General features: G+C 71.2%; 24 protein-coding genes, 1 tRNA gene and 1 pseudogene. 16 read left to right on the forward strand and 10 right to left on the reverse strand.

Going from position 1 to position 26,831, the window contains the following annotated elements; translation table 11 throughout:
* Positions 1-52 precede the first annotated feature (52 nt).
* A complete protein-coding gene (rpmB, locus tag BLQ43_RS00625; RefSeq protein WP_090018189.1) occupies positions 53-373 on the forward strand; it encodes a 50S ribosomal protein L28 in 321 nt (106 codons plus the stop codon).
* 72 nt (positions 374-445) lie between these two features.
* Here rpmB and BLQ43_RS00630 read toward each other — a convergent pair whose 3' ends face one another.
* On the reverse strand, positions 446-1,444 hold the full coding sequence (locus tag BLQ43_RS00630) for an esterase-like activity of phytase family protein (RefSeq protein ID WP_090018190.1): 999 nt from the start codon (positions 1,442-1,444) through the stop codon (positions 446-448).
* Between the two features lie 129 nt (positions 1,445-1,573).
* Here BLQ43_RS00630 and BLQ43_RS00635 point away from each other — a divergent pair, with 129 nt between their 5' ends.
* The gene (locus BLQ43_RS00635; RefSeq protein ID WP_090018191.1) at positions 1,574-2,779 is read left to right on the forward strand and encodes an MFS transporter; all 1,206 of its coding nucleotides are present in this window, start codon (positions 1,574-1,576) and stop codon (positions 2,777-2,779) included.
* The gene (rarD, locus tag BLQ43_RS00640) at positions 2,776-3,681 is read left to right on the forward strand and encodes an EamA family transporter RarD (RefSeq protein WP_090018192.1); all 906 of its coding nucleotides are present in this window, start codon (positions 2,776-2,778) and stop codon (positions 3,679-3,681) included. The genes BLQ43_RS00635 and rarD overlap by 4 nt, the downstream gene beginning before the upstream one ends.
* A gap of 327 nt (positions 3,682-4,008) precedes the next feature.
* Here the strand turns inward: rarD and BLQ43_RS00645 are convergent.
* Positions 4,009-4,093: transfer RNA gene (locus BLQ43_RS00645), tRNA-Leu, on the reverse strand.
* Positions 4,094-4,520: 427 nt separating this feature from the next.
* Between BLQ43_RS00645 and BLQ43_RS00650 the strand changes: the two genes are divergently transcribed.
* The 3 genes and pseudogenes from BLQ43_RS00650 to BLQ43_RS14930 all read left to right on the forward strand — a co-directional run bounded on the left by BLQ43_RS00650 (position 4,521) and on the right by BLQ43_RS14930 (position 6,887).
* Positions 4,521-5,267 (forward strand): substrate-binding periplasmic protein, encoded by a 747-nt coding sequence (locus BLQ43_RS00650; RefSeq protein WP_176758449.1) that lies wholly within the window; start codon positions 4,521-4,523, stop codon positions 5,265-5,267.
* 498 nt (positions 5,268-5,765) lie between these two features.
* Positions 5,766-5,963 (forward strand): annotated as a pseudogene (locus tag BLQ43_RS14925) (HAMP domain-containing protein); the annotation flags it as partial.
* A complete protein-coding gene (locus BLQ43_RS14930) occupies positions 5,943-6,887 on the forward strand; it encodes a methyl-accepting chemotaxis protein (protein ID WP_437123465.1) in 945 nt (314 codons plus the stop codon). The pseudogene BLQ43_RS14925 and the gene BLQ43_RS14930, both read left to right, overlap by 21 nt.
* 80 nt (positions 6,888-6,967) lie before the next feature.
* Here the strand turns inward: BLQ43_RS14930 and ftsH are convergent, their stop codons facing one another.
* A complete protein-coding gene (gene ftsH / locus BLQ43_RS00660; protein WP_090018195.1) occupies positions 6,968-8,890 on the reverse strand; it encodes an ATP-dependent zinc metalloprotease FtsH in 1,923 nt (640 codons plus the stop codon).
* Positions 8,891-9,078: 188 nt separating this feature from the next.
* Positions 9,079-9,204, reverse strand: coding sequence for a hypothetical protein (locus tag BLQ43_RS14870; RefSeq protein ID WP_281217552.1), 126 nt, complete (start codon positions 9,202-9,204; stop codon positions 9,079-9,081).
* A gap of 200 nt (positions 9,205-9,404) precedes the next feature.
* On the opposite strand from BLQ43_RS14870, the gene BLQ43_RS00665 reads away from it, so the two are divergent.
* Positions 9,405-9,929, forward strand: a complete 525-nt coding sequence (locus tag BLQ43_RS00665) for a hypothetical protein (protein WP_090018196.1) — start codon at positions 9,405-9,407, stop codon at positions 9,927-9,929.
* A gap of 10 nt (positions 9,930-9,939) precedes the next feature.
* On the opposite strand, the gene BLQ43_RS00670 is transcribed toward BLQ43_RS00665, so the two are convergent.
* The 5 genes from BLQ43_RS00670 to argE all read right to left on the reverse strand — a co-directional run bounded on the left by BLQ43_RS00670 (position 9,940) and on the right by argE (position 15,253).
* Entirely contained in the window at positions 9,940-11,130 is a 1,191-nt protein-coding gene (locus BLQ43_RS00670) for an MFS transporter (RefSeq protein WP_090018197.1), read from the reverse strand.
* Positions 11,127-11,690: a TetR/AcrR family transcriptional regulator gene (locus tag BLQ43_RS00675; RefSeq protein WP_090018198.1), complete on the reverse strand. Its 564-nt coding sequence runs from the start codon at positions 11,688-11,690 to the stop codon at positions 11,127-11,129. Before BLQ43_RS00675 ends, BLQ43_RS00670 begins: the two co-directional genes overlap by 4 nt.
* Positions 11,691-11,851: 161 nt before the next feature.
* Positions 11,852-12,397 (reverse strand): TetR/AcrR family transcriptional regulator, encoded by a 546-nt coding sequence (locus BLQ43_RS00680; protein ID WP_090018199.1) that lies wholly within the window; start codon positions 12,395-12,397, stop codon positions 11,852-11,854.
* A gap of 451 nt (positions 12,398-12,848) precedes the next feature.
* Entirely contained in the window at positions 12,849-13,904 is a 1,056-nt protein-coding gene (locus BLQ43_RS00685; protein WP_218119071.1) for an AbrB family transcriptional regulator, read from the reverse strand.
* Between the two features lie 179 nt (positions 13,905-14,083).
* Positions 14,084-15,253, reverse strand: coding sequence for an acetylornithine deacetylase (gene argE / locus BLQ43_RS00690; protein WP_090018201.1), 1,170 nt, complete (start codon positions 15,251-15,253; stop codon positions 14,084-14,086).
* Between the two features lie 117 nt (positions 15,254-15,370).
* Here argE and folP point away from each other — a divergent pair, with 117 nt between their 5' ends.
* The 5 genes from folP (at position 15,371) to BLQ43_RS00715 (ending at position 19,977) form a co-directional block, all read left to right on the forward strand.
* Positions 15,371-16,438, forward strand: a complete 1,068-nt coding sequence (gene folP, locus BLQ43_RS00695; protein ID WP_090018202.1) for a dihydropteroate synthase — start codon at positions 15,371-15,373, stop codon at positions 16,436-16,438.
* A 63-nt stretch (positions 16,439-16,501) separates the two neighbouring features.
* Complete coding sequence (gene glmM, locus BLQ43_RS00700; protein WP_090018623.1) at positions 16,502-17,869, forward strand: phosphoglucosamine mutase; 1,368 nt, start codon at positions 16,502-16,504, stop codon at positions 17,867-17,869.
* Positions 17,866-18,687, forward strand: coding sequence for a bifunctional hydroxymethylpyrimidine kinase/phosphomethylpyrimidine kinase (gene thiD, locus BLQ43_RS00705; RefSeq protein WP_090018203.1), 822 nt, complete (start codon positions 17,866-17,868; stop codon positions 18,685-18,687). Before glmM ends, thiD begins: the two co-directional genes overlap by 4 nt.
* A gap of 6 nt (positions 18,688-18,693) precedes the next feature.
* Positions 18,694-19,494 (forward strand): PhzF family phenazine biosynthesis protein, encoded by an 801-nt coding sequence (locus BLQ43_RS00710; protein ID WP_090018204.1) that lies wholly within the window; start codon positions 18,694-18,696, stop codon positions 19,492-19,494.
* A gap of 30 nt (positions 19,495-19,524) precedes the next feature.
* Positions 19,525-19,977, forward strand: coding sequence for a MaoC family dehydratase (locus BLQ43_RS00715; RefSeq protein WP_090018205.1), 453 nt, complete (start codon positions 19,525-19,527; stop codon positions 19,975-19,977).
* On the opposite strand, the gene BLQ43_RS00720 is transcribed toward BLQ43_RS00715, so the two are convergent.
* Positions 19,974-21,002: an inorganic phosphate transporter gene (locus BLQ43_RS00720; protein WP_090018206.1), complete on the reverse strand. Its 1,029-nt coding sequence runs from the start codon at positions 21,000-21,002 to the stop codon at positions 19,974-19,976. The genes BLQ43_RS00715 and BLQ43_RS00720 overlap by 4 nt on opposite strands.
* Before the next feature lie 317 nt (positions 21,003-21,319).
* Between BLQ43_RS00720 and BLQ43_RS00725 the strand changes: the two genes are divergently transcribed.
* The 4 genes from BLQ43_RS00725 to BLQ43_RS00740 all read left to right on the forward strand — a co-directional run bounded on the left by BLQ43_RS00725 (position 21,320) and on the right by BLQ43_RS00740 (position 26,756).
* The gene (locus BLQ43_RS00725; protein ID WP_090018207.1) at positions 21,320-22,492 is read left to right on the forward strand and encodes a phosphoserine transaminase; all 1,173 of its coding nucleotides are present in this window, start codon (positions 21,320-21,322) and stop codon (positions 22,490-22,492) included.
* Positions 22,493-22,600: 108 nt separating this feature from the next.
* Positions 22,601-24,097: a tRNA sulfurtransferase gene (locus tag BLQ43_RS00730; RefSeq protein WP_218119072.1), complete on the forward strand. Its 1,497-nt coding sequence runs from the start codon at positions 22,601-22,603 to the stop codon at positions 24,095-24,097.
* 193 nt (positions 24,098-24,290) lie between these two features.
* Positions 24,291-25,460, forward strand: a complete 1,170-nt coding sequence (locus BLQ43_RS00735) for an ATP phosphoribosyltransferase regulatory subunit (protein ID WP_090018209.1) — start codon at positions 24,291-24,293, stop codon at positions 25,458-25,460.
* Complete coding sequence (locus BLQ43_RS00740) at positions 25,461-26,756, forward strand: adenylosuccinate synthase (RefSeq protein WP_090018210.1); 1,296 nt, start codon at positions 25,461-25,463, stop codon at positions 26,754-26,756. It begins immediately after the preceding gene.
* Positions 26,757-26,831 lie beyond the last annotated feature (75 nt).

The raw sequence follows: 26,831 nt of genomic DNA on the forward strand, positions 1-26,831 counted from the left end.
TGGATGCGTCATCCACCACCCGATCATCCCATCAACCAGGCGGACGAACGGCATGGCACGGCGCTGCGATTTCACCCGGAAGGGCGTTCAGGCGGGCAACAACGTCTCGCACGCGAACAACAAGACGCGGCGGCGCTTCCTGCCCAACATCCACGACACCTCGCTCTACAGCGATGCGCTGGATGAGATGGTGCAGGTGCGCATCAGCACGCACGGCCTGCGCACGGTGGAGCACAACGGCGGCCTCGACGCCTTCCTCACGGGCACGCCCGACCGCAAGCTCGGGCCGGACGCGATCAAGGTGAAGCGCCGCGTCGAGAAGGCGAAGAAGAAGCGCGAGGCGCGCGAGTCGGCGGAACAGCCGGCCGCCTGACGCCCGCGACCGCGGCACGGAACGCACAAGCCCGCGCCGGCTCAGGCTGGCGCGGGTTTTTGTGTTGCTTGCTCAGCGCCGGCTTCGCGCGGCCGTTTCGACCGGCAGCCGGAAAGCCAGCAGGACGGTCTGCTGGAACGGCAGGAAGTTGTCGTCGCTGAGCAGGTAGAGTCGGCTTCCGCCGCCGGTGGCGGGCACGCTCGCCACGCCTTCCATGTTGTCCACCGGCAGGGGCGGCTTCAGCGTCGCCAGGATCGACCCGTCCAGCACCTCGCCGCGCTCGATCTTGGTGGCGGGAATCCGGCGCAAGCGCGCGCGGAAGCCGAGCAGCCCTTTCACCTTCCGCTCCAGCACCAGCGCGTCACCGCCGGGCAGGCCCGTGGCGCCCGTGGGGCTGAAGCCGTCGCGCGTGCGGTAGGTGAGCGCGCGCCAGCCGCCGTCCGGCGCGCGCACCCACGCCGGAAGACCCGATTCCGTTCTTCCGCCTTCCGCGATCAGCAACAGGCGGCCGTCGCTCAGCTTCGTGACCGCCTCCAGCCCCTTGTTCGGGGCGGCGTCGGCCACGGCGTCCGGGATGGGCACCGGGCGTGCTGCCGCATCGGGGCCGCCATAGCTGCGGATGCGGTGCCGGCCCTCGAAGGCGACGAGCAGCCCGCCGCCGGCCGCGCGGGCGAGCGATTCGGCGTCGCCGTCGGTCTTGTTCAGAATCGCGTTGCTGCGGCTGTCGCGCAGCCGCCCCATGCGGGCCGCCGAAACGCCCTGCGGCGCGCCCCGTGCGTCCAGGTCCACCGCCGCACGCAGCCAGGCGCCGGCGTCGCTCACCGCGGTCAGCCGCCGCCCGCCGTCGCGCAGCAAGAGGCCCGACAGCCCGCCGAAATTGGGCTCCGGCGCGTCCAGCACCACGCCGCCCAGATAGGTCAGCGGCCCGACGCGTGTGCCGGGCGCGGCGCCGTCCACGGGCGCCAGCGGCGTCGCCGTCAGCGTGAGCGGGCGCGCGGCGGCCGGACCGCCGACCGCGATCAGCGCGGCGAGCGCCAGCACAGCCAGCAGCCGGATGTGGGGAACGAGCACGCGGGCGTCTCCTCCGAAAGCGGGGGTGAGCGTGCGGGCGCGGGGCGCGGCTGGCAAGGCGGGGCCCGCGGATCGACGGCCGGGGTGGGCGCGGTTACCGTGCGCCGCGAAAGACAGAGGATCTTTCCGATGCAGTTGGCGCGTCCGGCCGCGTTGCTGGCGCTCGTCGCCGGCATGCTGGTGCTCGGCCTCAACATGGGCCTGCGGCAGAGCTTCGGGCTCTTTCTGGAGCCCATGACCTCGGCGTACGGCCTCAGCCACGCGGCGTTTTCCCTCGCGATCGCGGGGCAGAACCTGCTGTGGGGTGCGCTGCAGCCGTTGTGCGGGGCGCTCGCGGACCGCTTCGGCACCGCGCGCATGCTGGCCGTCGGCGGGGCGACCTACACCGCCGGGCTGGTCGTGATGGCGCTGGTGCCGGGGCTGACGGGCCTGCACCTGGGCGCCGGCCTGCTCGTGGGCATCGCCGTGGCGGCGACGGGGATTCCGCTGGTGCTCTCGGCGGTGGCGCGCGTGGCCCCGGCGGACAAGCGCAGCCTCTGGCTCGGGTTCGCCGCGACGGGCGGCTCCATCGGGCAGTTCGTGCTGCTGCCGGGCGCGCAGGCGCTCATCGACGGGCTGGGCTGGCAGCACGCGCTGCTGGCACTGGCGGCGCTGAGCGTCCTGGGCGTGCTCGTGGCCCCGGCCCTGCGCGGGCGCGCGGACACCGGCTTCGACGGCGAGGACGCGGGCACGCTCGCCAGCGCGTGTTCCCTGGCGGCGCGGCATCGGGGCTATCTGCTGCTGACCGCCGGGTTCTTCGTCTGCGGCTTCCACGTCGCGTTCGTCGCCACGCACCTGCCGGCCTCTGTGAGCGCCGCGGGCATGCCGGCGGCCGTGGGCGCGACGGCGATGAGCCTCATCGGGCTGTTCAACATCGGCGGCAGCTTCGCCGCCGGATGGGCGGGGCAGCGCTGGCGCAAGACGAACGTGCTGACGGGCATCTACCTGGGCCGCGCGGCGGCGATCGCGGCCTTCATGGCGGCCCCGGCCGAGCCCTGGGCGGTCTACGCCTTCGCCAGCGTGTTCGGCGTGCTCTGGCTGGGCACGGTGCCGCTGACGGGCGGCGTCGTGGGGCAGATCGTTGGCGCGCGCTACATGGCGACGCTGTTCGGCGTGGTCATGTTCAGCCATCAGATCGGCGCCTTCTGCGGCGCGTGGCTCGGCGGGTTGAGTTTCGATCTCACGGGATCGTACACGGCCGTGTGGGCCGTCGCGGCCGGCCTCGGCGTGCTGGCGGCGGCGCTGCACTGGCCCATCACGGACACGCCCGCGCGCGAGACGGCACGGACGGCATGACCAGAGACGATCAGCGGCTTCAGGGCGGGGCGCTCACGCTCTCCGCCTTCATCGCGTGGGGGCTGCTGCCCCTCTACTTCAAGGCGGTGAGCACGGTGCCGGCGCTGCAGCTTCTGGCGCACCGGGCGCTGTGGGCGGCGGTGCTGTTGCTGGTGATCGTGAGCGTCCTGGGGCGCTGGCGCGCCATCCGCGACACGCTCGCCACCCGGCGGACGCGCTGGATGCTGGTCGCCAGCACGCTGCTGATCGCGACCAACTGGCTGACCTTCATTTACGCCACGCAGGTCGGCCGCGTGATCGAGATCTCGCTGGGCTACTACATCAACCCGCTGGTCAACATTCTGCTGGGCGTGCTGGTGCTTCGCGAGCGCCTGAACGCCTTTCAGGGGGCGGCCGTGGCCCTGGCGGTGGCGGGCGTGACCAACCTGGCCGTGCAGACGGCGGGGCTGCCGTGGCCGTCGCTGGTGGTGGCCGGCTCGTTCGGGCTTTACGGCCTGATCCGCAAGACGACGCAGCTGGCCTCGCTGGACGGGCTGTTCCTGGAAACGGGCCTGATGGCGCCGATCGCGGCCGCGTATCTGGCCTACACCGAGGTCCAGGGGACGGGCGCGCTTTTCAACGGCGATGCGATGCTGGACGTTCTGCTGCTGATGGCGGGCGTGGTGACGGCGGTGCCGCTGCTGCTGTTCGCGAGTGGGGCGCGGCGGATCACCTACACCGCCGTCGGCTTCTTCCAGTACCTTGCACCGACGGGACACTTTCTGCTGGCGGTCTTCGTCTTCGGCGAGCCCTTCCAGCCAGAGGTCCAGGGCGTGACCTTCGCCTGCATCTGGACCGCGCTGGCCATCTTTTCCGCCGACACCCTGCGGCGCTACCGCCAAGTGCCGGCGGCGGCGCGATAGAGCATGATGAGGTGGGACCGCTCAAAGGGGGGGAGACCGATGCGCCGGGGGCGCGCAAACGCCCCGAAGGTTGGGGCCTGGAGCCGAATATGCCTCCATTTGTGGCCCGCTGACGGGATCAAACCGCCGACAGGTTGGGCCTGGAGTCTGACGCGCCCCGATTTATGGCACCCGGACGGGCGAAACGGCAGCCGGCTTGGGGCCTGGCGTTCGAAACGCCCCCATTTATGGCCAACTGACGGGTGAAACGGTAGCCAGTTTGGGGCCTGGAGCCTGAACCGCCCCCCATTTATGGCAAACTGAAGGGATCAAACTGCCAACAGTTTGTGGTGCGGGCGGTGGGACTCGAACCCACACGGCCGAAGCCAAGCGGTTTTAAGCCGCTCGCGTCTACCGATTCCGCCACGCCCGCCTTGTGGTTGAGCGTATAGCAGTTTGGTGCAGCGATTTCGAGCGGTGCACGTGGAACGTGTTGGCGCACACCGGGCAAAAACGGCGTAACCAGCCCGATTCGCGGCGATTGTGAGAGGGCAAGGGGCGAGCAGGTCACTCGGCATACACCGCCCCAAGTTGCATCTTCAGCGTGCACATCTGATTGTTGATGTCGCTTCAAAAGCGGCAGGTCCGGATGGACGATCTGCGCGTCGGCGTGCGCGCTGAACTTTTGATTGTTGTTCTTTCCAGGCCAAGGACACCATGTGGGTCCAATAATTTTCTCTTTCAAAAATTGCGTCCCGGTCTGCGACCATTTAGGGAATTCTTAATCCGCGGCCCGGTGGTATGGAAAAAACGCCAACACGCTTGGTTTTTGGCTTCACGGATCGATGGGAGCGCGCACGATGCGGACACGAACCGGCTTGATGGTGGCGCTGACGCTTGCCCTCAGCGCGAGCGCGGCGCAGGCCGAGACATGGACCGTGACCTCGCTGGGGTGGCAGCCGTTTTCCGGCGCGGACCTGAAGAAGCAGGGCGCCGGGATTCATGCGCTGCGCACGGCGCTCGACACCGTGGGCGTGGATCTGAAGGTCAAGTTCATGCCGTGGAAGCGCGCCAAGGGGGTGGCGCGCAACAATCCCAACGTCGTGGGCTACTATCCCTCCTGGCCGTCGGAGGTCGTGGACGGCTTCTTCGCCTCTCAGACGGTTTTCAAGTCGCCGGTCGGGTTCGCGGAGACGGAATCGCGCCCGATCGACTGGCAGAAGCCGAGCGATCTGGCCGACCACCGGGTCGGCACCGTGGGCGCCTACATCTACCCCGAGTCCTTCCAGAAGCTCGTGGACAGCGGGGACATCAGCACGGTCGAAGCACGGGACGACGCGACGGCGCTGCGCATGTTGAAGGACGACCGCGTGGATACCGTCGCGATCGACAAGTACGTGATGCGCTATCACCTCAACACCAATCCCGCTCTCAAGGGATTCGGCGATCAGGTGTCGTTCGACGACAAGGCCCTGGTGAACTACGACCTCGTCCTGGCCTTCGCGGACAACGCCGAAAATCGCGAGCGCGCGAAGACGTTGAAGAAAGCGCTGGGCAATGTCGACACCCAGCAAATCATCGCCGATTACCTGCAAGGCTTGAAATAGCGCACCGGTCGAAGGCGCCCCATCATGAGTGAAGAGTCGACTGCACCGGGCGCGCGTGGACGGGCCAAGCGAGCCCGCTTGGCGCCGCGCGTGATCGCGATGCTGGCCGGCATCACGGCAGCGGTCTTCGCCGTCGCCGTCGGGCTGGGGGTCTGGCATCTGAAAAACCTGCAGACGAGCGCGCTGACCAAGCGGGCGGACCTCGTGAGCCAGCTGCAACGCGGCGCCGTGGCCAACCCGCTGTGGCAGTACAATTTCGAGGCCGTGCAGGGCGTGCTCGAATCGCTGAAGAGCGACCCCGATCTCCAGCATGCCGTCGTGCGCAAGAAGGGCGGCAAGGTCGTCGCCGAGGTGGGGAAGCCGGCGCCCGAGGGCGTCGGCACCACCACGGTCAGCCAGCCGATCGTGCGCCAGCAGGGCGAGGAGACGAAAACGATCGGCGAGCTGCAGCTCTCGCTGTCGCACGCGCGCGTGAACGCCCGCATCGAGACCACCGTGATGTGGGCGCTGGGCGGGTTGGCGGTCCTGCTGGCGCTGCAGATTGCCGGCAGCTATCTCGTCCTGCGCTACTTCACGCGGCCGGTGGAGACCATGACGCGGGCCATGGGGCGCCTCGCCGAGGGCGAGCTGGAGTTGGAGGTCCCCGCCCGCGACCGGCGCGACGAGATCGGCCGCATGGCGGACGCCGTCCAGGTGTTCAAGGAGAACGCGGCCGACAAGCAACGCCTGGAGCGCGAGCAGGAAGAGCAGCGCCAGCAGGCCGAGGCGGAAAAGCGCCGGGCGCTCAACGAGCTTGCCGACACCTTCGAGAGCAGTGTCGCCGAAATCGCGCGGCGCGTGGCCGACGGCAGCCAGACGGTGCACCAGACCGCCTCCGAGATGTCCGAGCGCGTTCAGCGCGCCGCGAGCGACGCCGGCGAGGTGGCTTCCTCGGCCGAGCAGGCGTCGATGAACACGCAAACGGCGGCGTCGTCCGCCGATGAGCTGAGCACCTCGATCAGCGAGGTGACGCGGCAGATCACGGAGTCCTCCGTCATGGCCGACGAGGCCGTGTCCGAGGCCCAACGCGCCGACGGCACGGTGCGCAGCCTGAATGACGCGGCGCAGAAGATCGGCGACGCCGTCAGCCTTATCCGCGACATTGCCGAGAAGACGAACCTGCTGGCGCTCAATGCCACGATCGAGGCCGCGCGCGCCGGCGAGGCCGGCAAGGGCTTCGCGGTCGTGGCCGACGAGGTGAAGTCGCTGGCCAACCAGACGGCCAAGGCCACCGAGCAGATCGCCGAGAACGTCGAGGGCATTCAGGGCGCCACCGGAGAGGCCGTTAACGCCATCGAGCGCATCGGCTCACGCGTGCGTTCCATCAACGAAACCGTGACCCAGGTGGCGTCATCGGCCGAGCAGCAGAACACCGCGACCAGCGAAATCGCGCGCACGCTGGCCAGCGCCTCGGACGGGGTGCAGACGGTAAACAGCCGCATCGAGGAGGTGCGCGACGGCACCGGCACGACGGGCGAGATGGCCGAGACCGTCCGCACCTCGGCGGAGAGCTTGTCCGGCGAGGTCGACACGCTGCGCCACGAGGTCGACGGCTTCCTCGCCAAGGTGCGGGCGGCGTAGGGCGCCCCGAACGACGGGGCCACCAAAAAGGCCCCGGCCGCAAGGGCCGGGGCCGACGACTTCGCGGTGTGCCGAGCGCGTCAGCTCGGTTGTGGCTCCGGTTCGGGGCCGCTGCCGTGCGGCTTGCCGGCGGTGGGGACGGAGCTGGCCGGCTTGGGCGCGGGCTGGTTCGGTTCGGCGCCCGGTCCGCCGCCGGGATCCTCGCCCTTGAGGATCTTCTGCACGTCCTCCGACGACAGCGTCTCGTACTCCAGGAGCGCCTTGGTCAGCTTGTGCAGATCGTCGATATGCTCCATGAGCACGGTGCGCGCGCGGCTCTCGGCGGTGTCGATGAAGCGGCGCACCTCCTCGTCGATCAGGCGCGCGGTGTGCTCGCTGATCTGGCTTTCCTTGGTGAGCTGATCGCCCAGGAAGACCTCCTGGTCGTCGCCGGCGTAGCGCAGCGGGCCCAGGCGCTCGCTCATGCCCCACTCGGTGACCATGCGCTCGGCGAGTTGGGTGGCCTTGTTGATGTCGTCGCCGGCGCCGGTGGTCACGTCCTCGTGGCCGTAAATCAGCTCTTCGGCGAGGCGGCCGCCGAACATCATCGCCAGGCGCGCCTCGATCTCCATCTTCATGTAGCCGTAGCGGTCCTTCTCAGGCAGCGCCATCGTCACGCCCATGGCCTGCCCGCGCGGCACGATCGTGATCTTGTGCAGCGGGTCGTTGCCCGGGACGAAGAGCGAAATGATGGCGTGGCCGGCCTCGTGGTAGGCGGTACGCTCCTTCTCCTCCTCGGAGAGGACGAGCGAGCGCTTCTCCGCGCCCATGAGGACCTTGTCCTTGGCCATCTCCAGATCACGCATCGTCACCATGCGCTTGGTGGCGCGCGCGGCGATCAGGCACGCTTCGTTGACGAGGTTCGCCAGATCCGCGCCGGAGAAGCCCGGCGTCCCCCGCGCCAGGGTGCGCAGGTCCACGTCGGGCGCCATGGGCACGTTCTTGGCGTGCACCTTCAGGATCTTCTCGCGCCCGGCCACGTCGGGGTTGGGCACAACCACCTGGCGGTCGAAGCGGCCTGGGCGCATCAGCGCCGGGTCCAGCACGTCGGGGCGGTTGGTGGCGGAGACGAGGATCACGCCCTCGTTCTTCTCGAAGCCGTCCATCTCCGCCAGCAGCTGGTTGAGCGTCTGCTCGCGCTCGTCGTTGCCGCCGCCGAGGCCCGCGCCGCGCTTGCGCCCCAGGGCGTCCAGCTCGTCGATGAAGACGATGCAGGGCGCGTTCTTCTTCGCCTGCTGGAACATGTCGCGGACGCGGCTGGCGCCCACGCCGACGAACATCTCGATGAAGTTGGAGCCGGAGATGGTGAAGAAGGGCACGTTGGCTTCGCCGGCGATGGCGCGGGCGAGCAGCGTCTTGCCCGTGCCCGGCGGGCCGACCAGCAGCATGCCCTTGGGGATCTCGCCGCCCAGGCGCTGGAACTTCTGCGGATCGCGCAGGTAGTCGACGATCTCCTCCAGCTCCTGCTTGGCCTCGTCGATGCCGGCGACGTCGTCGAACTTCGCCTTGCGGCTGTCCTCGGTTAGCATCTTCGCCTGAGACTTGCCGAACTGCATGGCGCCGCCGGCGCCGCCCTGCCGCGCGCGGTTCATGAAGTAGATCACGACCGCGATCAGCAGCAGCATCGGGAACCAGGAGATGAGGATGTTCCAGAAGCCGAAGCCGCCGTCGTCGGCCGGCTTCACCTGGATGTGCACGCCGTTCTCGCGCAGCGTGGACACCGCGTCGGCGCTGTCGGGCGCGAAGGTCTGGAACTGCGAGCCGTTGCTCAGGCGGCCGGTGATCTCGCCGCCCGACATCGTCACCTCGGTGACGGAGCCGTTCTCCACCTTCTCCAGGAAGGTTGTGTAGGCGATCTCATTGCTCTTCTGGGATTCGCCCACACCCTGATTGATGGAGATGAAGGTGACGACGATGACACCCAGCAGGATCCACGGCAGGAATTTGCGCAAACGCTCGGACATCGCTCTCGCGCCACTCGGCTGACATCTGGGCCGCCCAGGGGGATTCCGGGGCGGCTATCCTGACAGGCCAAGTGGTCGCGTGCACCCGCAGATCAAGGAGGTCACGCAAAGACCACCGGGCGCGGGCGCCGTCGGCGCCGGCCCGGTGACGCGGCGGCGGGCGCCGGCCGCTCCGGCGCGCACCGGGGTTAGAACCGGCACTTGCCGCCGGTAAAGAAGATCTGGCCCTTCTGCTTGGGTGGGGTCTGCTTGCGGTGCCCGCGCGCGGACAGGCGATGGGCCTTGGTGCGGTTGGCATGACGACGACGCTTCATGGCGCACCTCCCTCGTCCGGTTGGTTGCCGTGCCGTTCGCCGGTCATGGGTCGTCCGTCACGGGTCGCCGGTCATCGGATCGTGAACGCCCGATGCCCCGTTTCCCGGGCACGCGACGGCTCGCATGCTCCGGATGTGGGTTGCAGCGCCGGGGCGTGCAAGCCACACCGGAGGATTGTGAGCACGGGAGGGGGAGCCGGATGGCCCAGCGCGAGCGCGGTGACGCCCGCCCGCTGATCCAGCGGATCATCGTCAGCGTTCTCTTTGCGCTCGTCGCGCTGCTCGCGGTTATCGGGTGGGTGCACACCCCCACGAAGCCGGAGGTGTTCCAGCTCACCCACGTCGCCTGCCAGTTCCTGGAGCCGGAACGGGGCATCGACCACGGTTTCGAGCGGCGCAGCCCGGCCGATTGCCGCCGGGTCAACGCGCGCACGAGCCGCGAGCGGCTGCGCTCGTCGCGCGTCTTCAAGCTGGAGGCGGGGCGCTACACCATCCGCGTGACCAACAAGGACGTGGCCGCGAACCTGGGCTTCTGGCTGCGCAACGAGGGCTACGACTTCGCCAACCCCTTCGACGTGATGCACCGCACCTCGATCTGGACGGACGGCGCGACCGAGGGGGACACCGTCGCGGTGACGCGCAAGCTGGAGCCCGGCACCTACGTCTATTCCGGTCCCAAGAACCCCACGCCCAAGTACCGCCTTGTGGTGGAGAAAGCGGAGTGAGCCGGTGGGCTCACTCCTCGCAATAGGCGGCGCTCCACGGCTTGGGCGCCGAGGCCTCGACCAGCCACAGGGAAAGCAGCGCGATGCCCAGGCCGACGGCGGCGAAGGCGCCGAACGCGGCGCCGTAGCTGTGCGCCGAGATCAGCCAGCCGCCCACCGGCGAGCCCGCGATCTGGCCGCAGGCGATGGCCAGGAAGGGGATGACCGGCCCCTGGGCGGGCCGCTGCGCCAGGATCTGCGTGCCGCCGACCAGGTAGAGGCCCGTCAGGGTCATGTAGGCGCCACCGAAGGCCGCCGCCGAGACGAGGCCCAGCACCACGTTGCTGGGGTCGGCGGCCAGCAGCGTCAGCGAGGCCGCGAGCACCGCCAGTGCGAACGCGTGGCTGATGGCGTGGCCGTGGCGCTGAACCAGATCTCCGGCCGCGCCGCCGGCCAGCCCGCCGACGCCCACGGCGAGCCACATCCACGCGGTGCCGGCCGAGGAGAGGCCACCCGCCTGGACAGCGAAGTCGGGCGCGAACACCCAGTAGAGCGCGCTGACGAAGCCCATCGCCGCGGCCAGGATGCTCATGCGCGTGATGTCCAGCCACTGCCGGCGACTGACGCGCGGTTGCGAAATGGCGGCCCGGTCGGTCGGACGCGGCGCACGGCCGGGCAGCTTCGCCGCCGCCGCGAGCAGGGCGAGCAGCGCCAGACCGGCGGCGGCCAGGTAGACCGGGCGCCACGCGTCCGCCCACCACAGCACGGCCGGGCCGGCCGCCGCGACGCCAAGGCTGGTGCCCGCGTTGATGGCGGCGTTGACGCGCCCCTGCAGCGCCGGCCGAACGGTCATGTTCACCGCGCTTGCCATGACGGGCGTGGACAGCCCCGTGCTGATGCCGCAGGTCAGCACGCCGAACGCCAGAACCCACGGGCCGGGGGCGTTGGCGATGGCCGCCAGACCCGCCAGTGCGAATCCCGCCGCCACGGTGGCCGCCCAGCGCACACCCAGTGTCCGCGCCACCGTCGGCGCGGCGAGGATCGCCAGAACGAAGCTGACGAAGGGAAGTGCGCCAATGACCCCCGCGAGCGTCGATGTCATGGCGATGTCCGCCCGGATCGACGGAAGAATGAGGCCGAACATGAAACGCGCGAGGCCGTAGGTCACGGCGATCAGGCCGCCACCGAGCGTGGCGATGGCCAGGGGCGTCGGGTGTTTCATGCCTCCGCGCCTCCGGCGGCGGTGAGCAGGGCGTCGACGGCGGTGGCGGCTTCGCGCGCGGCCGGTTCCGCGCCGAGCACCGGAACGGCAGCGTTGCAGCCTTCCAAAACCAGGAAGATTCGTTCCCCGAGACCGTCTGGGGCCAGGCCGTCGGCGCGCAGCGCGTCCGCGATGCGCCCGCGCAGCTCGTTCTTGGCGGCGAGCGCTTCGGCGTAGATGGCGGGGCTGTGCTCGGCGAACTCGCCCATGGCCTTGACCAGGATGCAGCCCCGGTAGCCGCAGGTCCGCAGCCATTCGCCGTGCGCCGCCACGAGGGCCCGGGTCGTTTGACCGGGCTGGCTGGCCGCAACCGCCTCGTCGACCTGCCGGAGGAACCGGTCCTGGCGCTCGCGCAGCACCGCGGCCACGAGCGCGTCCTTGGAGGCGAAGTTGTTGTACAGCGTCATGCGCACCACGCCCGCCTCGGCGACGATCCGGTCGATGCCGGTGGCGTGGAAACCCTCCTCGTAGAACAGCCGTTCCGCCGTCTGCACGAGCGTTTCGCGTTTCGTGGACGCCATTCGCCCCGCTCCCGAATTATCTAGACCGGTCTATCTATTTCAGACGGGCGGGCAGGGCGTCAAGCGGCCGTGTGCACGCGTTCGGCGGTGGCGAGGAAATCAGGGACGACGGCGCCCAGTGCGATCGAGGGCACATCCGACCGGCGCGCCGAGGCGGCAGCTTACGGCGCTCGCGTCAGCTCGCGCAGGCGCCGGATCACGGCCTCGCGCTCGTCGTCGGAGACCACCCGGATGCCGAAGAGGTCGTTCATCCACAGCCCGTCCGCGGCGAGGCGGACGATGGCCGCCGTCGCCGGGTCGATGCCGTCGTTGTGCTGCGCGTGCTGCCAGTCGCCCTGGCGCGCATACACGGGTTCCAGCAGCGCGGTGTTCGAGGCGCCGGCAGCGAGCATCGCCGTTGCTAAGCGGTCCATGGGGTCGTCGCCCGCCCGGTCGACGGTGGAGGCGTCCAGGTAGGCACGGGTCCAGCGCCCCGGCGCGTCGTCGGCCTGCATGGCCTCGGTCATGCGGCCCTCGATCAGCTCGACGAACTCGCCCACCATGCCGGTGAGCAGCTCGTCCTTCGAGGCGAAGTGATAGAGCAGGCCGCCCTTGCTGACACCGGCCTCCCGGGCCACGGCTTCCAGCGTCAGCCCGCGGACGCCCTCCTGCAGCACCACGCGCCCGGCGGCGTGGAGCACGCGCTTTCTGGTGTTTCCCTCGGCCATGGCGCAGATAGTATACCGTCCAGACGGTATAGTCAACGCGGGGTGCGGACAGCGCGTGGGGCACACCGACTGGAGGGGCGAGAGGCAGCAGACGGGCGGGCTGGGTGCGCGAAAAAAGGCGTGGCGGCTGCCAAGGTCCCGGCGGGGGTCACACCGACCGGAGCCGGTATGAGGGGCGAGAGGCAGCGAGCGGGCGGGCTGGGTGCGCGAAAAAAGGCGTGGCGGCTGCCAAGGTCCCGGCGGGGGTCACACCGACCGGAGCCGGTATGAGGGGCGAGAGGCAGCCGCCACGCGACCCGGGCCGAAGCCCGGGGGCTCCGAATGGGCGGGGGTCGGGAGCCGACACTTGAGACTGTACCCCCATCCCTGGGCCGTTTGTGTGACGCATCTGCGAGAAGAATTGGACACGCCCGGATCGCGCGATCGGAGGGCGTACGCCCTGCGGGGAAGGTCAGCCCGCCCGCTGGCGCCGGTCCAGTACGTGCCGGGCGAGGCGGTAGGCACCGGGTGCGACGCCGATCACCAGCACGATGCGCACGATGTGGTGCGTGGCGACGAAGCTGGCCTGGGTGCCGAGCGCCAGCGCGATCAGGCTCATCTCCGCCAGGCCGCCGGGCGCATAGGCCAGAATGAGCACCGGAAGCTCCACCCGGGTGATCGCAGCGGCGAGCGCGGCGAAGCCGAGCGTCGCGGCCAGCAGGACGACGGTGCCACCCGCCGCGTAGCCCATGATGCGCGCGATCGTGGCCGGCGGCGTGCCGGCGAAGCGGGCGCCGACGGCGCTGCCCACGACGATCTGGGCGGTCGCCACCAGTTCCGCCGGCGGCCCGACTTCGGTCACACCGGCCAGATGGACGGCGGCGGAGAGCGCCATGGGCCCGAGGATGGGCGCGGCGGGCAGGCGCAGCGCGCGGGCGCCGGCCCAGCCGAACAGCCCGCAGCCGAGCAGGACGGCGATGTTGCGCGCGCCCAGGCTGAGCAGGTCCGGGCCGGGCAGGCCGCGGCCGCCGGTGTCGAAGCCCATGAGCGTCTGGAAGGCCACTGGCAGCACCAGCACAACCACGAGGACCCGCGCGGCGTGGGTGAGCGAGATGGTGCGCACGTCGCCGCCCAAGGCCTCGCCCATGAACACCATCTCGGAAAGCCCGCCGGGCATGGCGGCGAAGTAGCTGGTCGTCCGGTCGAAGCCGGCGACCCGGCGGAAGTAGGCCATGCCGAGCAGCCCGGCTGTGAGCGTGTAGACCACCAGCACGGCGATGCTCAGGCCCCATTCGTCGGCCTGGGAAAACGCATCCGGCGTGAAGCCGCTGCCCAGCAGCACGCCGAGCACGGCGATGTAGAGCGAGCGCAGCGGCGTCCACGCGGCGACGGGGATGCCGGCGGTCGCCGCCAGCGTCGTGGCCACCATGCTGCCGAGCAGCCAGGGCAGGGGCACGGATGCCAGGGAAGCCAGCCAGCCGCCCAGGCTGCCGATCGCCAGGGCCAGCGCCAGCCGGGGCAGGACCATCAGTCCTGACATACAGTACAGTCATTAAAGCGATGAGGCCCAACCCCCTCTATGATCTCCCCCTTCCCCTGGAAGGGGAAGGGGGAGATGGGTTTGGGGCGAGAGCCCGAAACCCAGAGGGGGATGGGGTAGCGCCGCTGTCTCTGAAAATTTGACCGGTTCGCCATTGTGACACCGATCTAGCTCGCGCGCAGGTGCTCGATCAGGCGGTCGAGGAAGCGCTCGCAGCGGGCGAGCTGGTCGTGGCTGACGAACTCGTCCGGCTTGTGCGCCTGCGCGATCGAGCCGGGCCCGCAGACGACCGCCGGCATGCCCTCGCGCGCGAACAGCCCCGCCTCGGTGCCGAAGGCGACCGTGCCGCTGGCGTTGGCACCGGCGAACTGCTTGGCCAGCCGCACGACGGCGGCGTCCGGGTCGGTGTCCAGGCCGGGGAAGGCCGCGCTCTCTTCGTAGGTGAAGCCGGCTTCGGGATGGACAGCCTGCATCGCCGGCTCGATGTGCTCGCGGACGTGCTGCTTGATGCCCGCCAGCACGTCCGTCGCGTCCTCGCCGGGGATGTTGCGGATCTCGAAGTCCAGCGAGCACTCGGATGGGACGATGTTGAGTGCTGTGCCGCCCTGGATCACCCCGGCGTGGACCGTGCTGTACGGGATGTCGAAACTGGGGTCGAACGGGCCGTTGGCGCGCTTGTGCTCGGCCAGATCGGCGAGGTGGGCGGCCAGGCGCGAGCAGGCGAAGACGGCGTTGACGCCCTCCGGCGCCAGGGCGGAATGGCACGACAGGCCGTGGGCGGTCGCGCGCACCGACAGCTTGCCCTTGTGGGCGTTGACCACCTGCATCTCCGTGGGCTCGCCCACGATCACGGCGCTGGGGCGCACGGGCCAGCTCCGCATGTCGTCCAGCAGGCGGCGCGCGCCCAGGCACCCCACCTCCTCGTCGTAGGAGAAGACGAGGTGCACCGGCGTCTCCCGCGCGGCCTCACGCAGCGCCTCGGCGCGGGCGAGGCAGCACGCCAGGAAGCCCTTCATGTCGCAGGTGCCGCGGGCGTAGACGCGCGCGCCGTCGTCGTGGAGCGCGAAGGGGTCGGTGGACCAGGGCTGGCCGTCCACGGGCACGACGTCGGTGTGGCCGGACAGCGCGATGCCCGGCCGGTCGGTGGGGCCGAGCGTGGCGAAGAGGTTGGCCTTGCGCCCGCTGTCGTCGTGCACGCGCGTGGTGTGCGCGCCCAGGTCGTTCAGGTGCGCTTCCACCTCCGCGATCAGCTCCAGGTTGGCGTTGCGGCTGGTGGTGTCGTGCGCCACGAGGCGCCGGAGCATATCCAGCGTGGCGCGGCTGGGCGCGTCGGCCACGGCGTCACCCTCGGTCGATGGTTGCTTGCGCGGATGTATCTAGCCGCTCGACCGGGTTCTTGACCAGAGGGGCTCGGCTGCTGGCACACGCCCGCGATCTGCGCTAGACCCGCGCCCATGGCCCAGCGAATCTACCTCGACCCCGTGGCCGTAACCGGCCCGCAGGCGGCGCAGGACTCCGCGCTGCCACTGGCCGGCGGCCCGCTCTGCTTCAACGCCTGCCAGATCGCCCGGCGCAATCCGGCGCAGCCCTCGCGCGTGCGCCGCGAGACCCTGCCGATCACGGACCTCGTCCGCGTCGAGGGGGCGCGCGCCTGGCTGGACGCGCTGACGCCGCCGCGCCCCGCTTTCGCCGGCATCACCTTGGTGCGCCCGGCGATCATGGGCGTGGTTAACGTCACGCCGGACAGCTTCTCCGACGGCGGCCAGCGCCTCGCCGCGGACACGGCCGTGCGCGACGGCAAGGCCATGTGGGACGCGGGCGCGGCGATCCTGGACGTCGGCGGCGAATCCACGCGCCCGGGCGCGGAGCCGGTGTCGGTGGACGAGGAGCTGCGCCGCGCGCTGCCGGTCGTGCAGCGCCTCGCCGAGGCGGGGTGCCGCGTTTCCATCGACACCCGCAACGCCCGCACGATGCGCGAGGCCGTCGCGGCCGGCGCCAGCATCGTCAACGACGTCACGGGTCTCACCCACGACCCCGACGCGCTCGCCGCCGTGGCGGAGCTGGGCGTGCCCGTCGTGCTTCAGCACATCCAGGGCGACCCGCAGACGATGCAGCAGGGGCCGAGCTACGACGACGCGGCGCTCGACGTCTTCGACGGCCTGCGGGCGCGTGTCGAGGCGTGCGAGGCGGCCGGCATCCCGCGCGAGCGCATCGCGATCGATCCGGGCATCGGCTTCGGCAAGACGGTGCAGCACAACCTGGAGATCATGGACCGCCTGGGGCTGTTTCAGGGGTTGGGCTGCCCGGTCCTGCTCGGCGCCAGCCGCAAGTCCACGATCGCCAAGGTCTCGCGCGGCGAACCCGCCGACCAGCGGCTTGCCGGCTCGCTGGCGATGGCGCTGGCGGGCGTGCAGCGCGGGGCGCAGATGCTGCGCGTGCACGACGTGGGCGAAACCGCGCAGGCGCTCGCCGTCTGGCGCGCCGTCGCACTCACCCAGGCCCCGCCGGATGCACCCGCCTGACGGCGTGCTACCATGTTCGAACCGAATCAGACCCCAACGGACGCGCACGAGGACGGCCCGCGCATGACACGGCGGCTTTTCGGCACCGACGGCATCCGGGGAACCGCCAACCAGGACCCCGTCACCGCGGACACCGCCCTGCGCCTTGCCATGGCGGCGGGCAGCACCGTACAGCGCGGCGACCACCGCCCGCTGGTGGTCATCGGCAAGGACACGCGGCTGTCCGGCTACATGCTGGAGCAGGCCATGACGGCGGGCTTCATCGCCGCCGGGATGGACGTGGTGCTGCTCGGCCCCATCCCGACGCCGGCGGTGGCGATGCTGACGCACTCCCTGCGCGCGGACATGGGGGTGGTCATCTCGGCCTCGCACAATCCCTACGACGACAACGGCATCAAGCTCTTCGGCCCGGACGGCTACAAGCTCTCCGACGCGGCGGAGGACGCCATCGAGGCGGCGCTGGACGCGGGCACGGAGCAGCTTCGCGTGGCACCGGACAAGCTCGGCCGCGCGCGCCGGCTGGACGACGCCACCGGCCGCTACATCGAGTTCGTGAAGGGGACCTTCCCGCGCCACCTGCGCCTGGACGGGCTGACGGTCGTGGTCGACAGCGCCCACGGCGCCGCCTACCGCGCCGCGCCGCGCGTGCTCTACGAGTTGGGCGCGGAGGTGATCGAGCTCGGCACCGCGCCGGACGGCTTCAACATCAACGACGGCGCGGGCGCCATGGCCCCGGCGGCGATGCAGGCGGCGGTGCGCGAGCACGGCGCCCACCTTGGGCTGGCGCTGGACGGCGACGCCGACCGCCTCGTGGTGGCGGACGAGCAGGGCCAGCTGGTGGACGGCGACCAGCTCATGGCCCTGATCGCGGGCGCCCTGAAGGAGCAGGGACGGCTGCGCGGGGATCGGCTCGTGGCCACCACGATGTCCAATCTGGGCCTGGAACGGCATCTGGCGAAGCTGGGCCTGACGCTCGAGCGCACGCCCGTCGGCGACCGCTACGTCGTCGAGCGCATGCGCGCGACGGGCGCCAACCTGGGCGGCGAGCAGTCCGGGCACATCATCCTCACCGACCACACGACCACGGGCGACGGCCTGATCGCTGCGCTCCAGGTGCTCGGTGTGCTGGTCGAGGCGAAGCGCCCCGCCAGCGAGGTGCTCAGCGTCTTCGACCCCGTGCCGCAGGTTCGGGCGGACGTGCGCGTACGCGACCGCGGCGTGCTCGACACGCCGACGGTGCGCGAGGCCGTCGCGGCGACCGAACGCGCCCTGGCCGACAGCGGACGGCTGGTGATCCGCCCATCGGGCACGGAACCGCTGGTGCGCATCATGGCCGAGGGCGACCAGCCGGCGGCACTGGAGCGCGTGGTGAACGAGCTGGCCGAAACCGTGCGCACGGCGGACCCGGACGAGCGGGAGGCGGCGTCATGACGGCGGGAACCGAGCGGGGCCGCGTGCTCATCGTCGCCGGGTCGGACTCCGGCGGCGGCGCCGGCATCCAGGCCGACATCAAGACGGTCACCTGCCTGGGCGGCTACGCGGCCACGGCGGTGACTGCGCTGACGGCCCAGGACACCTGCGGCGTCCACGGCGTCCAGGGCGTCGATCCGGCCTTCATCCAGCAGCAGATGCGCGTCGTCCTGAACGACATCGGCGCCGACTGCATCAAGACGGGCATGCTGCACAGCGCGCCCGTGATCGAGGCCGTCTGCGAGGTGCTGGCGGAGGTGCCCGACATCCCGGTGGTCGTGGACCCCGTGATGGTGGCGCAGAGCGGCCATTCGCTGTTGGAGCAGGACGCCGTGCGCACGCTCGTGCGCGATCTCGTCATCAAGGCCGAGATCCTCACGCCCAACCGGCCGGAAGCTGAAAAGCTGGGCGGTATGGAGATCAACACGGCCGACGACCTGGGCCACGCCGCGCGCACGCTGCTCACGCTCGGCACGCGCAGCGCCCTGGTGAAGGGCGGGCATCTGCGCGGGGACACGCTCGTCGACGTGCTCGCCGATCCCGACGGCACCATCGAGTTCGCGGACACCCGGATCGAAACGGACCAGACCCACGGCACGGGCTGCACCCTGGCGTCCGGCATCGCCACCGGGCTGGCGCAGGGCCTGGAGCTTCGCAGCGCCGTGATGCGGGCGCGCGACTACCTGCGTCGGGCGCTTGCAAGCGCGCCGGGGTTCGGCCAGTGCCAGGGGCCGGTCAACCACGGCTGGCCGGTGCAGGGGCTGGACACGGAGGGCTAGGGCGCCATGAAGCTGCCGTACTACGTGGTCGACGCCTTCGCCGACGGCGTCTTCACCGGCAACCCGGCCGGCGTTTGCCCGCTGACCACCTGGCCGGACGACGCCACGCTCCAGGCCATCGCGGCCGAGAACAACCTTTCCGAAACCGCCTTCTTCGCGCCGTCGCGCGGCGAGGCGGCCTACGATCTGCGCTGGTTCACGCCCACGGTCGAGGTCGATCTGTGCGGCCACGCCACCCTGGCGAGCGCCTATGTGCTGGCGGAAATCTGCGGCGTCGCGACGTCGCCGCTGCGCTTCGCCTCGCGCAGCGGGGTGCTCGGTGTGACGCGCGCGGGGGACACCCACTGGCTGGACTTCCCGGCGCGGCCGCCGCAGCCAGTGGACGACGTCCAACCCTTCGCCGATGCCCTGGGCGCGATGCCCGAGCGCGTGCTGCGGTACGGCCGCGACGGCAAGGCCCTGGCGGTGTTCGGCACCCAGGCGGAGGTCGCGGCCCTCGACCCCGATCACGGCCGGGTCGCCGCGCTGCCCAGCTTCGGCGTCATCGCCACCGCCCCGGGGGAGGCGCACGACTTCGTGTCGCGCTATTTCGCCGCCCACGCGGGCATTCCCGAAGACCCGGTCACGGGCTCCGCCCACGCTGTGCTGACGCCCTACTGGGCGCGGCGGCTGGGCCGCGACAGCTTCACGGCGCGCCAGATCTCCGCGCGCGGGGGCGAACTGGCCTGCACGCTCGACGGCGAGCGCGTGCACATCGGCGGGCGGTGCAGCCTCTATCTGGAAGGGCGCATCGACGTGCCCGGGTGAACCGGAAACCAGCGCGCAAGAGGAGGTGGGATGTCGGACGCGCTTTACTTCGAGGACTTCACCATCGGCCGCCGCTTCACCACGCACGGCATGACGCTCACCGAAGCGGACATCATCCAGTTCGCCCAGCTCTACGACCCGCAGCCCTTCCACATGGACAAGGTGGCGGCCGCGGACTCGGCCTATGGCACCCTGATCGCCAGCGGGCTGCACACCTTTTGCGTCGCCATCCGCATGGCGGTGCAGGAAAACATCTTCACCGCCGCGTCGATGGGCTCGCCCGGCGTCGATCAGATGCGCTGGCACCAGCCCGTCCAGCCGGGCGACACCCTGACCACCGAGATCGAGGTCATGGACGCCGCCCCCTCGACCTCCAAGCCCGACCGCGGCCGCGCCCGCATGGGCTACACCGTGCGCAACCAGCACGGCGACAGCGTCATGACCTTCACCGCCTGGCAGATCCTCAAACGGAAGCCGGATTAAATCAGCCCCGCGGCGTGGGCGAGGGCGAAGACGGCGTAGGCCGGCGCGAACGCGATCACCGGCGAGCCGGTCCAGGTCAGGATGATGCGCGCGGTCGTGGCGCGGGAGAAGCGGACCTGGCCGTTGTTGTTCCCCGGGTTGCCGCCGTCGGCCTTCTGCTCGGCCTGCTCGGCGAGTTGGCGGCCCCAGCCCATGCCGATGACGCAGGTGATGGCGGTGACGGCGAGGCTGACGGGGATGCCGGCATAGCTGAGCACCGTGATGATCGTGGCGGCGATGACCATGGCGATCAGCGCGCCTTCCGTGGACAGGTCGGTGATGCCGGTGCCCACGGTGCGCATCGTGTAGGGGCCGAAGATGAAGCCGCCCACGCCCATCGCCAGCGCGCCCATGAGGATGCCGGAGGTCATGTCCAGCTCGCCCGCACCCACCAGCGGGGCCACGGCGTTGGCGACGTTCGAGGCGCCGGCGGAAAAGCCCATGTAGCAGGCGATCACCACGACCGCGATGCGGGCGATGGGCTTGCGCGATTCGGAGTTGAGTTGCAGCGCGCTGGTCAGGCGCTGGTAGTAATAGCGCCCGATGAGCGCCGAGATCGCCAGCGCGATCAACGGCGAAACCAACCACCACGTGATGACGATCGCCAGCGTCTTCCAGTTCAGCACGCCGAGCGCGGCGCCCAGGCCCGCGACGGCGCCCACCGCCGTCTCGCTGGTGCTGACGGAGACGCCGCGCAGGTTGCCGAAGAGGATGCCGGCGCTGGTGAACAGCAGCACGCCGATGGCCGCGGGCAGCGACATGTGCTCGGCGCTGACGAACTTGTGCCCCAGGGTGTCGACCACGTTGGGGCCGACGATCAGGCCGCCGGCGAGCACCGCGCCCGTCATCAGGATGCCGGCCATGCGGTAGCCGACGATGCCGCTGCCGACGGCCGGTCCGAAGGACGCGCCGATGGAGGAGCCGCCGTTGTTCACGCCCGTGAACAGCGCGACGGCGATCCCCACGATGATCAGTGAGCCATCCATCGAATCGGTGCCTCCGGCCCCCGGTCGGATCGGACGTGCCGCGCTCCGGCGCGTGCCGGCACACACCGGCCCGGTTCGCGTGGTCACGGCACACCGACGCGCCTTGTAGGGATGCTCATGGGGCGTGTCGAGAGAACCGGCACGCGCGATACGAAAGACGCAAACTCGAAAAATGCCACGCGCATGGGCGCGTTTCCAGGGCGGCTCGGCGTACGAATTGAGACGGGCTGAGCGTCGCTGATGAAACCCGGCCGGCGTGTGCGATTGACCGGCCCAGGCCGGCGCGATCAGCCTTTTCGCCGTGTCAGGAGGCGCTCGTGCCGTACCCCGATCCGCCCGCCCGCAAGCCCGCCGATCCGCGCTTCTGCACCGGTCCCGCGCGCAAGCGCCCCGGCTGGTCGGCCGACGCGCTTACGGGCGCGCTGCTCGGCCGCTCGCACCGCAGCGCGGACGCGCAGGAGCGGCTGAACGCCGTCATCGCGCGCTCGCGCGGCGTGCTGGGCATTCCGGACAGCCATCGCGTCGCCATCCTGCCGGCCTCGGACACGGGCGCGTTCGAGGCCGCGCTGTGGAGCCTGCTCGGCGCGCGCGGCGTGGACGTGCTGGCGTGGGACGGCTTCGGCCGCACCTGGCTGCGCGACGTGGTGGACCAGCTCGACCTCGACGGGGTGCGCGTGCTGGAGGCCCCGGACGGCGCGCTGCCCGACCTGACGGCGGTCGACGCCGGCCGCGACGTCGTCTTCCCGTGGGTGGGCACGACCACGGGCGTCATGGTGCCGGACGCACGCTGGATCGCCCCCGACCGCGCCGGGCTGACGATCTGCGACGCCACCTCGGCCGCCTTCGCCGTGGAGCTGCCGTGGGACCGACTGGATGTCGCCACCTGGTCCTGGCAGAAGGTCCTGGGCGGCGAGGCCCAGCACGGCATGATCGCGCTCTCGCCCCGCGCCGTCGCGCGGCTGGCGACGCACACGCCGCCGTGGCCCGTGCCCAAGGTCTTCCGTCTGGCCGAGCAGGGGCGGGTGAAGGACGCCCTGTTCGCGGGGGCGACGCTCAACACCCCCTCGATGCTGTGCGTCGAGGATGCGCTCGATGCCCTCGCCTGGGCGGAGTCCCTCGGCGGGCTGCCGGCGCTGCGGGCGCGGGCCGAAGCCAACCGCGCCGTGGTCGCCGAGTGGGTGGCGGCGCGCGCCTGGCTGGATTTCCTCGCCGCCGACCCGGCCACGCAGGCGCCCACGAGCCTGTGCCTGCGCCCCGTCGACCCCTGGATTCGCCGCCACGGCGAGCCCGAGCAGCGCCGACTGATCCAGCGCATGGCCGACCTGATCGCCGGGCACGGAGCGGGCTACGACCTCATGGGCCACCGCGACGCCCCGCCGACGCTGCGCATATGGGGCGGTGCGACCGTCGATCCGGACGACGTTGCGGCCCTGCTGCCGTGGCTGGATTGGGCCTTCGAATATCTGAAGGCGGAACACGGCGTCGAATAGGGCATTGTTGAAGCGAAACCGCGCACGTCTTAAGTGGCAGCGCGAGCGAACGCGCATCCGCGTCGGGGTGCCGGCGATTTCGACAGCCATTGGATGGAGGCGGACACCGTGGCGGACACCGCGCGCGTGGTCGACGACATGATCGTGGTGCGGCCGGGGCCGGAAGAGGCCATCAAATCCGGCCGCACGCGCCGTTTCTGGCAGCACACGCTGCGCGACAACATCGCCGATGCGCTCGCCCGCAACGGCATCGAGCACGAGCTGAGCGTCAGCTTCGGGCGTGTCTTCATCACCACCCCCCGGCGCGACGACGCCATGGCGGTGCTGCCGCGCGTCTTCGGCATTTCCAGCTTTTCCCCGGTAGCCGCGGTGGCGCCCACGGAGCTGGACGCGATCACGCAGATCGGCCGCGAAGCCTGTGCCGACACGGTGCGCGGCAAGCGCTACGCCGTTCGCTGCAAGCGCCAGGGCGGCCAGCCCTTCAAGTCCCCGGACGTCGAGCGCAAGCTGGGGGCGGCGCTCAACGACCTGGGCACGGTCCACCTGGACAACCCGGACGTCACGGTTTTCGTCGAGGCGCTCGGCCGGCGCGCGGTGATCACCTGCGAACGGCACGAAGGCGTCGGCGGCATGCCCGCCGGCATCCAGGGGCGCGCGGTGGCGCTGCTGTCGGGCGGGTTCGACTCCGTCGTGGCGGCGTGGCGCATCATGCGCCGGGGCGCGCACGTCGACTTCGTCTTCTGCAACCTGGGCGGCGGCGCGTACGAGCGGCTGGTGCTCCAGATCGCGGCGGTGCTGACGCACGCCTGGGCGCACGGCCTGCGCCCGCAGTTCCACGTCGTCGATTTTTCCGACGTGACCGCGGACATGAAGGCGAAGGTGAAGACCAGCCGCTGGCAGGTCGTGCTCAAGCGGCTGATGTACCGCGCCGCCTGCCGCGTGGCCGCGGACACGGGCGCCGACGCCATCGTCACCGGGGAGGCGATCGGGCAGGTGTCCTCGCAGACGCTGGCGAACCTCTCCGCCATCGACCCCGTCGCCGACCGCCCCGTGTTGCGCCCGCTGTGCGGCTTCGACAAGGACGAGATCATGGCCGAGGCGCGGCGCATCGGCACCGCGCCGCTGTCCGAGCGCATCCGCGAGTACTGCGCCCTCTCCACCGGGCGGCCGGTGGTGCGCTGCCGTCCGGCGACGCTGGACAAGCACGAGGAAGCGCTGGACGGCGCCTTGCTCGACCGGGCGGTCAGCGAGCGCTCCGTGCGCGACGTGATGAGCGTCACGGCGGACGACCTGCGCCAGCCCTTCCTGTTCACCGGCGAGATCCCCGCCGGCGCGCGCGTGATCGACTGCCAGCCGGGGCACATGTACCGGCGCTGGCACGCGCCGGGCGCCGAGCACTGGGACGCCGACAGCCTCGCGCGCACCTTCCGCGAGCTGCCCAAGGACCGGACCTACGTGCTCTACTGCACCTTCGGAACGCAGACGCCCGTGCTGGCGGAGCTGATGCAGCAGGCCGGCTACGAGGCCTACGCCTTCCAGGGCGGGTTGAGCCGGGTGCAGGCCTACGCCGAGGCGCACATGGCCGACGCCCCCGCCGCGGAGTAAGCCGGCTCCGATTCCCGTATCGCACTGTTGCAGGCGGCGGCGCTGGTGCTCTACACCCCGCCGCTTGGTGCGTGCGCGGCGCAGACGGCTCCGACGCCGGCTGCGTGACCGCCGCCCCGCGGCTTGACCGCGCGCGTGCGCGCCGGGATGGTTCCCGCACACCCATCGTTCACGCCAGCTGACCGGCTTTCGCATGACCCGAACGCCCGCCAACGCGCTGCTGCCCAATGGGCTGCAGGACGTGCTGCCGCCCGACGCCGACCACGAGGCGGCGGCCGTGGAGCGGCTGATGAGCTGCTTCGCCGGCCACGGCTACGAGCGCGTCAAGCCGCCCATGCTGGAGTTCGAGGATGCCCTGCTCGCCGGGGCGGGCGCCGCGCTGGGCGCGCAGACCTTCCGCCTCATGGACCCCGTGAGCCAGAAGATGCTGGGGCTGCGCGCCGACGTCACGCCGCAGGTCGCCCGCGTCGCCGCCTCGCGCCTGGGGCACGCGCCGCGCCCGCTGCGGCTGTGCTACGCCGGGCAGGTGCTGCGCACCGCCGGCTCGCAGCTCCGCCCGGAGCGCCAGTTCGCCCAGGTGGGCGCGGAGCTGATCGGCACCGACGCCGAGGCCGCCGACGCCGAGGCCGTCACGATGGCGGTCGAGGCGTTGCAGGAGGTGGGCGTGCCCCGCCTGTCGGTCGACCTCAACCTGCCGCCGCTGGTGGGGGCGCTGGCCGCGCACCTGGGGGTGGACGCTGACACGACCGACCGCCTGCGCCAGGCCCTGGACCGCAAGGACGCGGCGTCGGTGGACACGCTCGCGGGCGAGCACGCCGAGCTGTTTCGCGGCCTGCTGCGCGCGGTCGGCCCGGCGGAAACGGCGCTGCCGCGCCTGCAGGCCCTGGATCTGCCGGATGCGATCCGGCCCGAGGCGGAGCGGCTGGCGCGCGTGGTCGAGCGCGTGCGCGCGGCGCTGCCGGAGCTGACGCTGACGGTCGATCCGGTCGAGCACCGCGGCTTCGAGTATCAGACGGGCGTGTCCTTCACGCTCTACGCGCGCGGGGTGCGCGCCGAGGTCGGGCGCGGCGGGCGCTACACCGCCGACGCCAACGTGGGCGCCACCGAGGCGGCCACGGGATTCACCGTATTCATGGACACCGTCATGCGCGCCCTGCCGGCGGCGCCGCGCGCCGAGCGGCTGTACGTGCCCGCGGGCACCGATCCCTCGATCGCGCGCGGGTTGCGGGCCGACGGCTGGGTGACCGTGGCGGGGCTGGAACCGGAGCCCGACGCCGAGGCCGAGGCGGCCCGGCTGGGGTGCGGGCACATCTACCGGGACGGCCGGGTGGCGGCCGTCCGAACCGGGTCGGGGAGCGGCTAGATGGCGAACGTCGCGGTCGTGGGCGCCCAGTGGGGCGACGAAGGCAAGGGCAAGGTCGTCGACTGGCTGTCCCAGCGCGCCGACGTCGTGGTGCGCTTTCAGGGCGGCCACAACGCCGGCCACACGCTCGTGGTCGACGGCACGACCTACAAGCTGTCGCTGCTGCCGGCGGGTGTGGTGCGCTCCGGCAAGCTGGCGGTGATCGGCAACGGCGTGGTCGTCGATCCCTGGGCGCTGGCCGAGGAGATCGAGCGCGTGCGCGGGCAGGGGCTGGAACTGACGCCGGATCGCCTGCGCATCGCCGACAACGCCTGCCTCATCCTGCCGCTGCACAGCCGCGTCGACCGCGCGCGCGAGGCCGCCGCCGGCCGCGGCGGGCGCATCGGCACCACCGGGCGCGGCATCGGCCCCGCCTACGAGGACAAGGTGGGCCGCCGCGCCGTTCGCGTCTGCGATCTGGCCGACGAGGACCTGCTGCGCGAGCGCGTGGACGCGCTGCTCCAGCACCACAACGCCCTGTTGCGCGGCCTGGGCGACGAGCCGGTGGACGCCGAAGAGATCGTCCAGCAACTCCTCGCGGTGGCACCGCGCATCCTGCCCTTTGCGGACCGCGCCTGGAAGGTGCTCGACGGGGCGCGCGGCGAGGGGGCCGACATCCTTTTCGAGGGCGCCCAGGGCGCCATGCTGGACGTCGACCACGGCACCTATCCCTTCGTCACCAGCTCCAACACCCTCGCGGGGCAGGCGCTGGCCGGCGCCGGCTTCGGCGGGCGCATGCACTGCACGCTGGGCCTCGCCAAGGCCTACACCACACGCGTGGGCAGCGGCCCCTTCCCCACGGAGCTGGACGACGAGACCGGCCATCACCTGGGCGAGCGCGGCAACGAGTTCGGGACGGTCACCGGGCGCGCGCGGCGCTGCGGCTGGTTCGACGCCGCCCTCGTGCGCCAGGCCGTGAGCGTCGGCGGGATCAACGGCATCGCGCTGACCAAGCTGGACGTGCTGGACGGGCTGGAGACGGTGAAGATCGGCGTCGGCTACCGCGTCGACGGCGAACACCTGGACCATCTGCCCGCCTCGCCGCGCCTCCAGGCGCGCGCGGAGCCGGTGTACGAGGAGATGCCGGGGTGGTCGCAGTCCACCCACGGCGCGCGCACCTGGGACGAGTTGCCGGAAAACGCTGTCGCCTACGTGCGCCGCATCGAGGCCCTGACCGGCGCGCCGGTGACGATGATCTCCACCAGCCCCGAGCGGGCCGACACCATCCTGGTTGCGGACCCCTTCGGCGCGGCGTGACACGGCCGCCGTCGCGCTCGACCCCGGGCGTTAACGCGATGTTTGCTCGTGTGCGCTTGGCTGGCGTCCTGTCCG

Origin of the sequence: Limimonas halophila (genome assembly GCF_900100655.1) — a bacterium.
Classification (GTDB): domain Bacteria; phylum Pseudomonadota; class Alphaproteobacteria; order Kiloniellales; family Rhodovibrionaceae; genus Limimonas; species Limimonas halophila.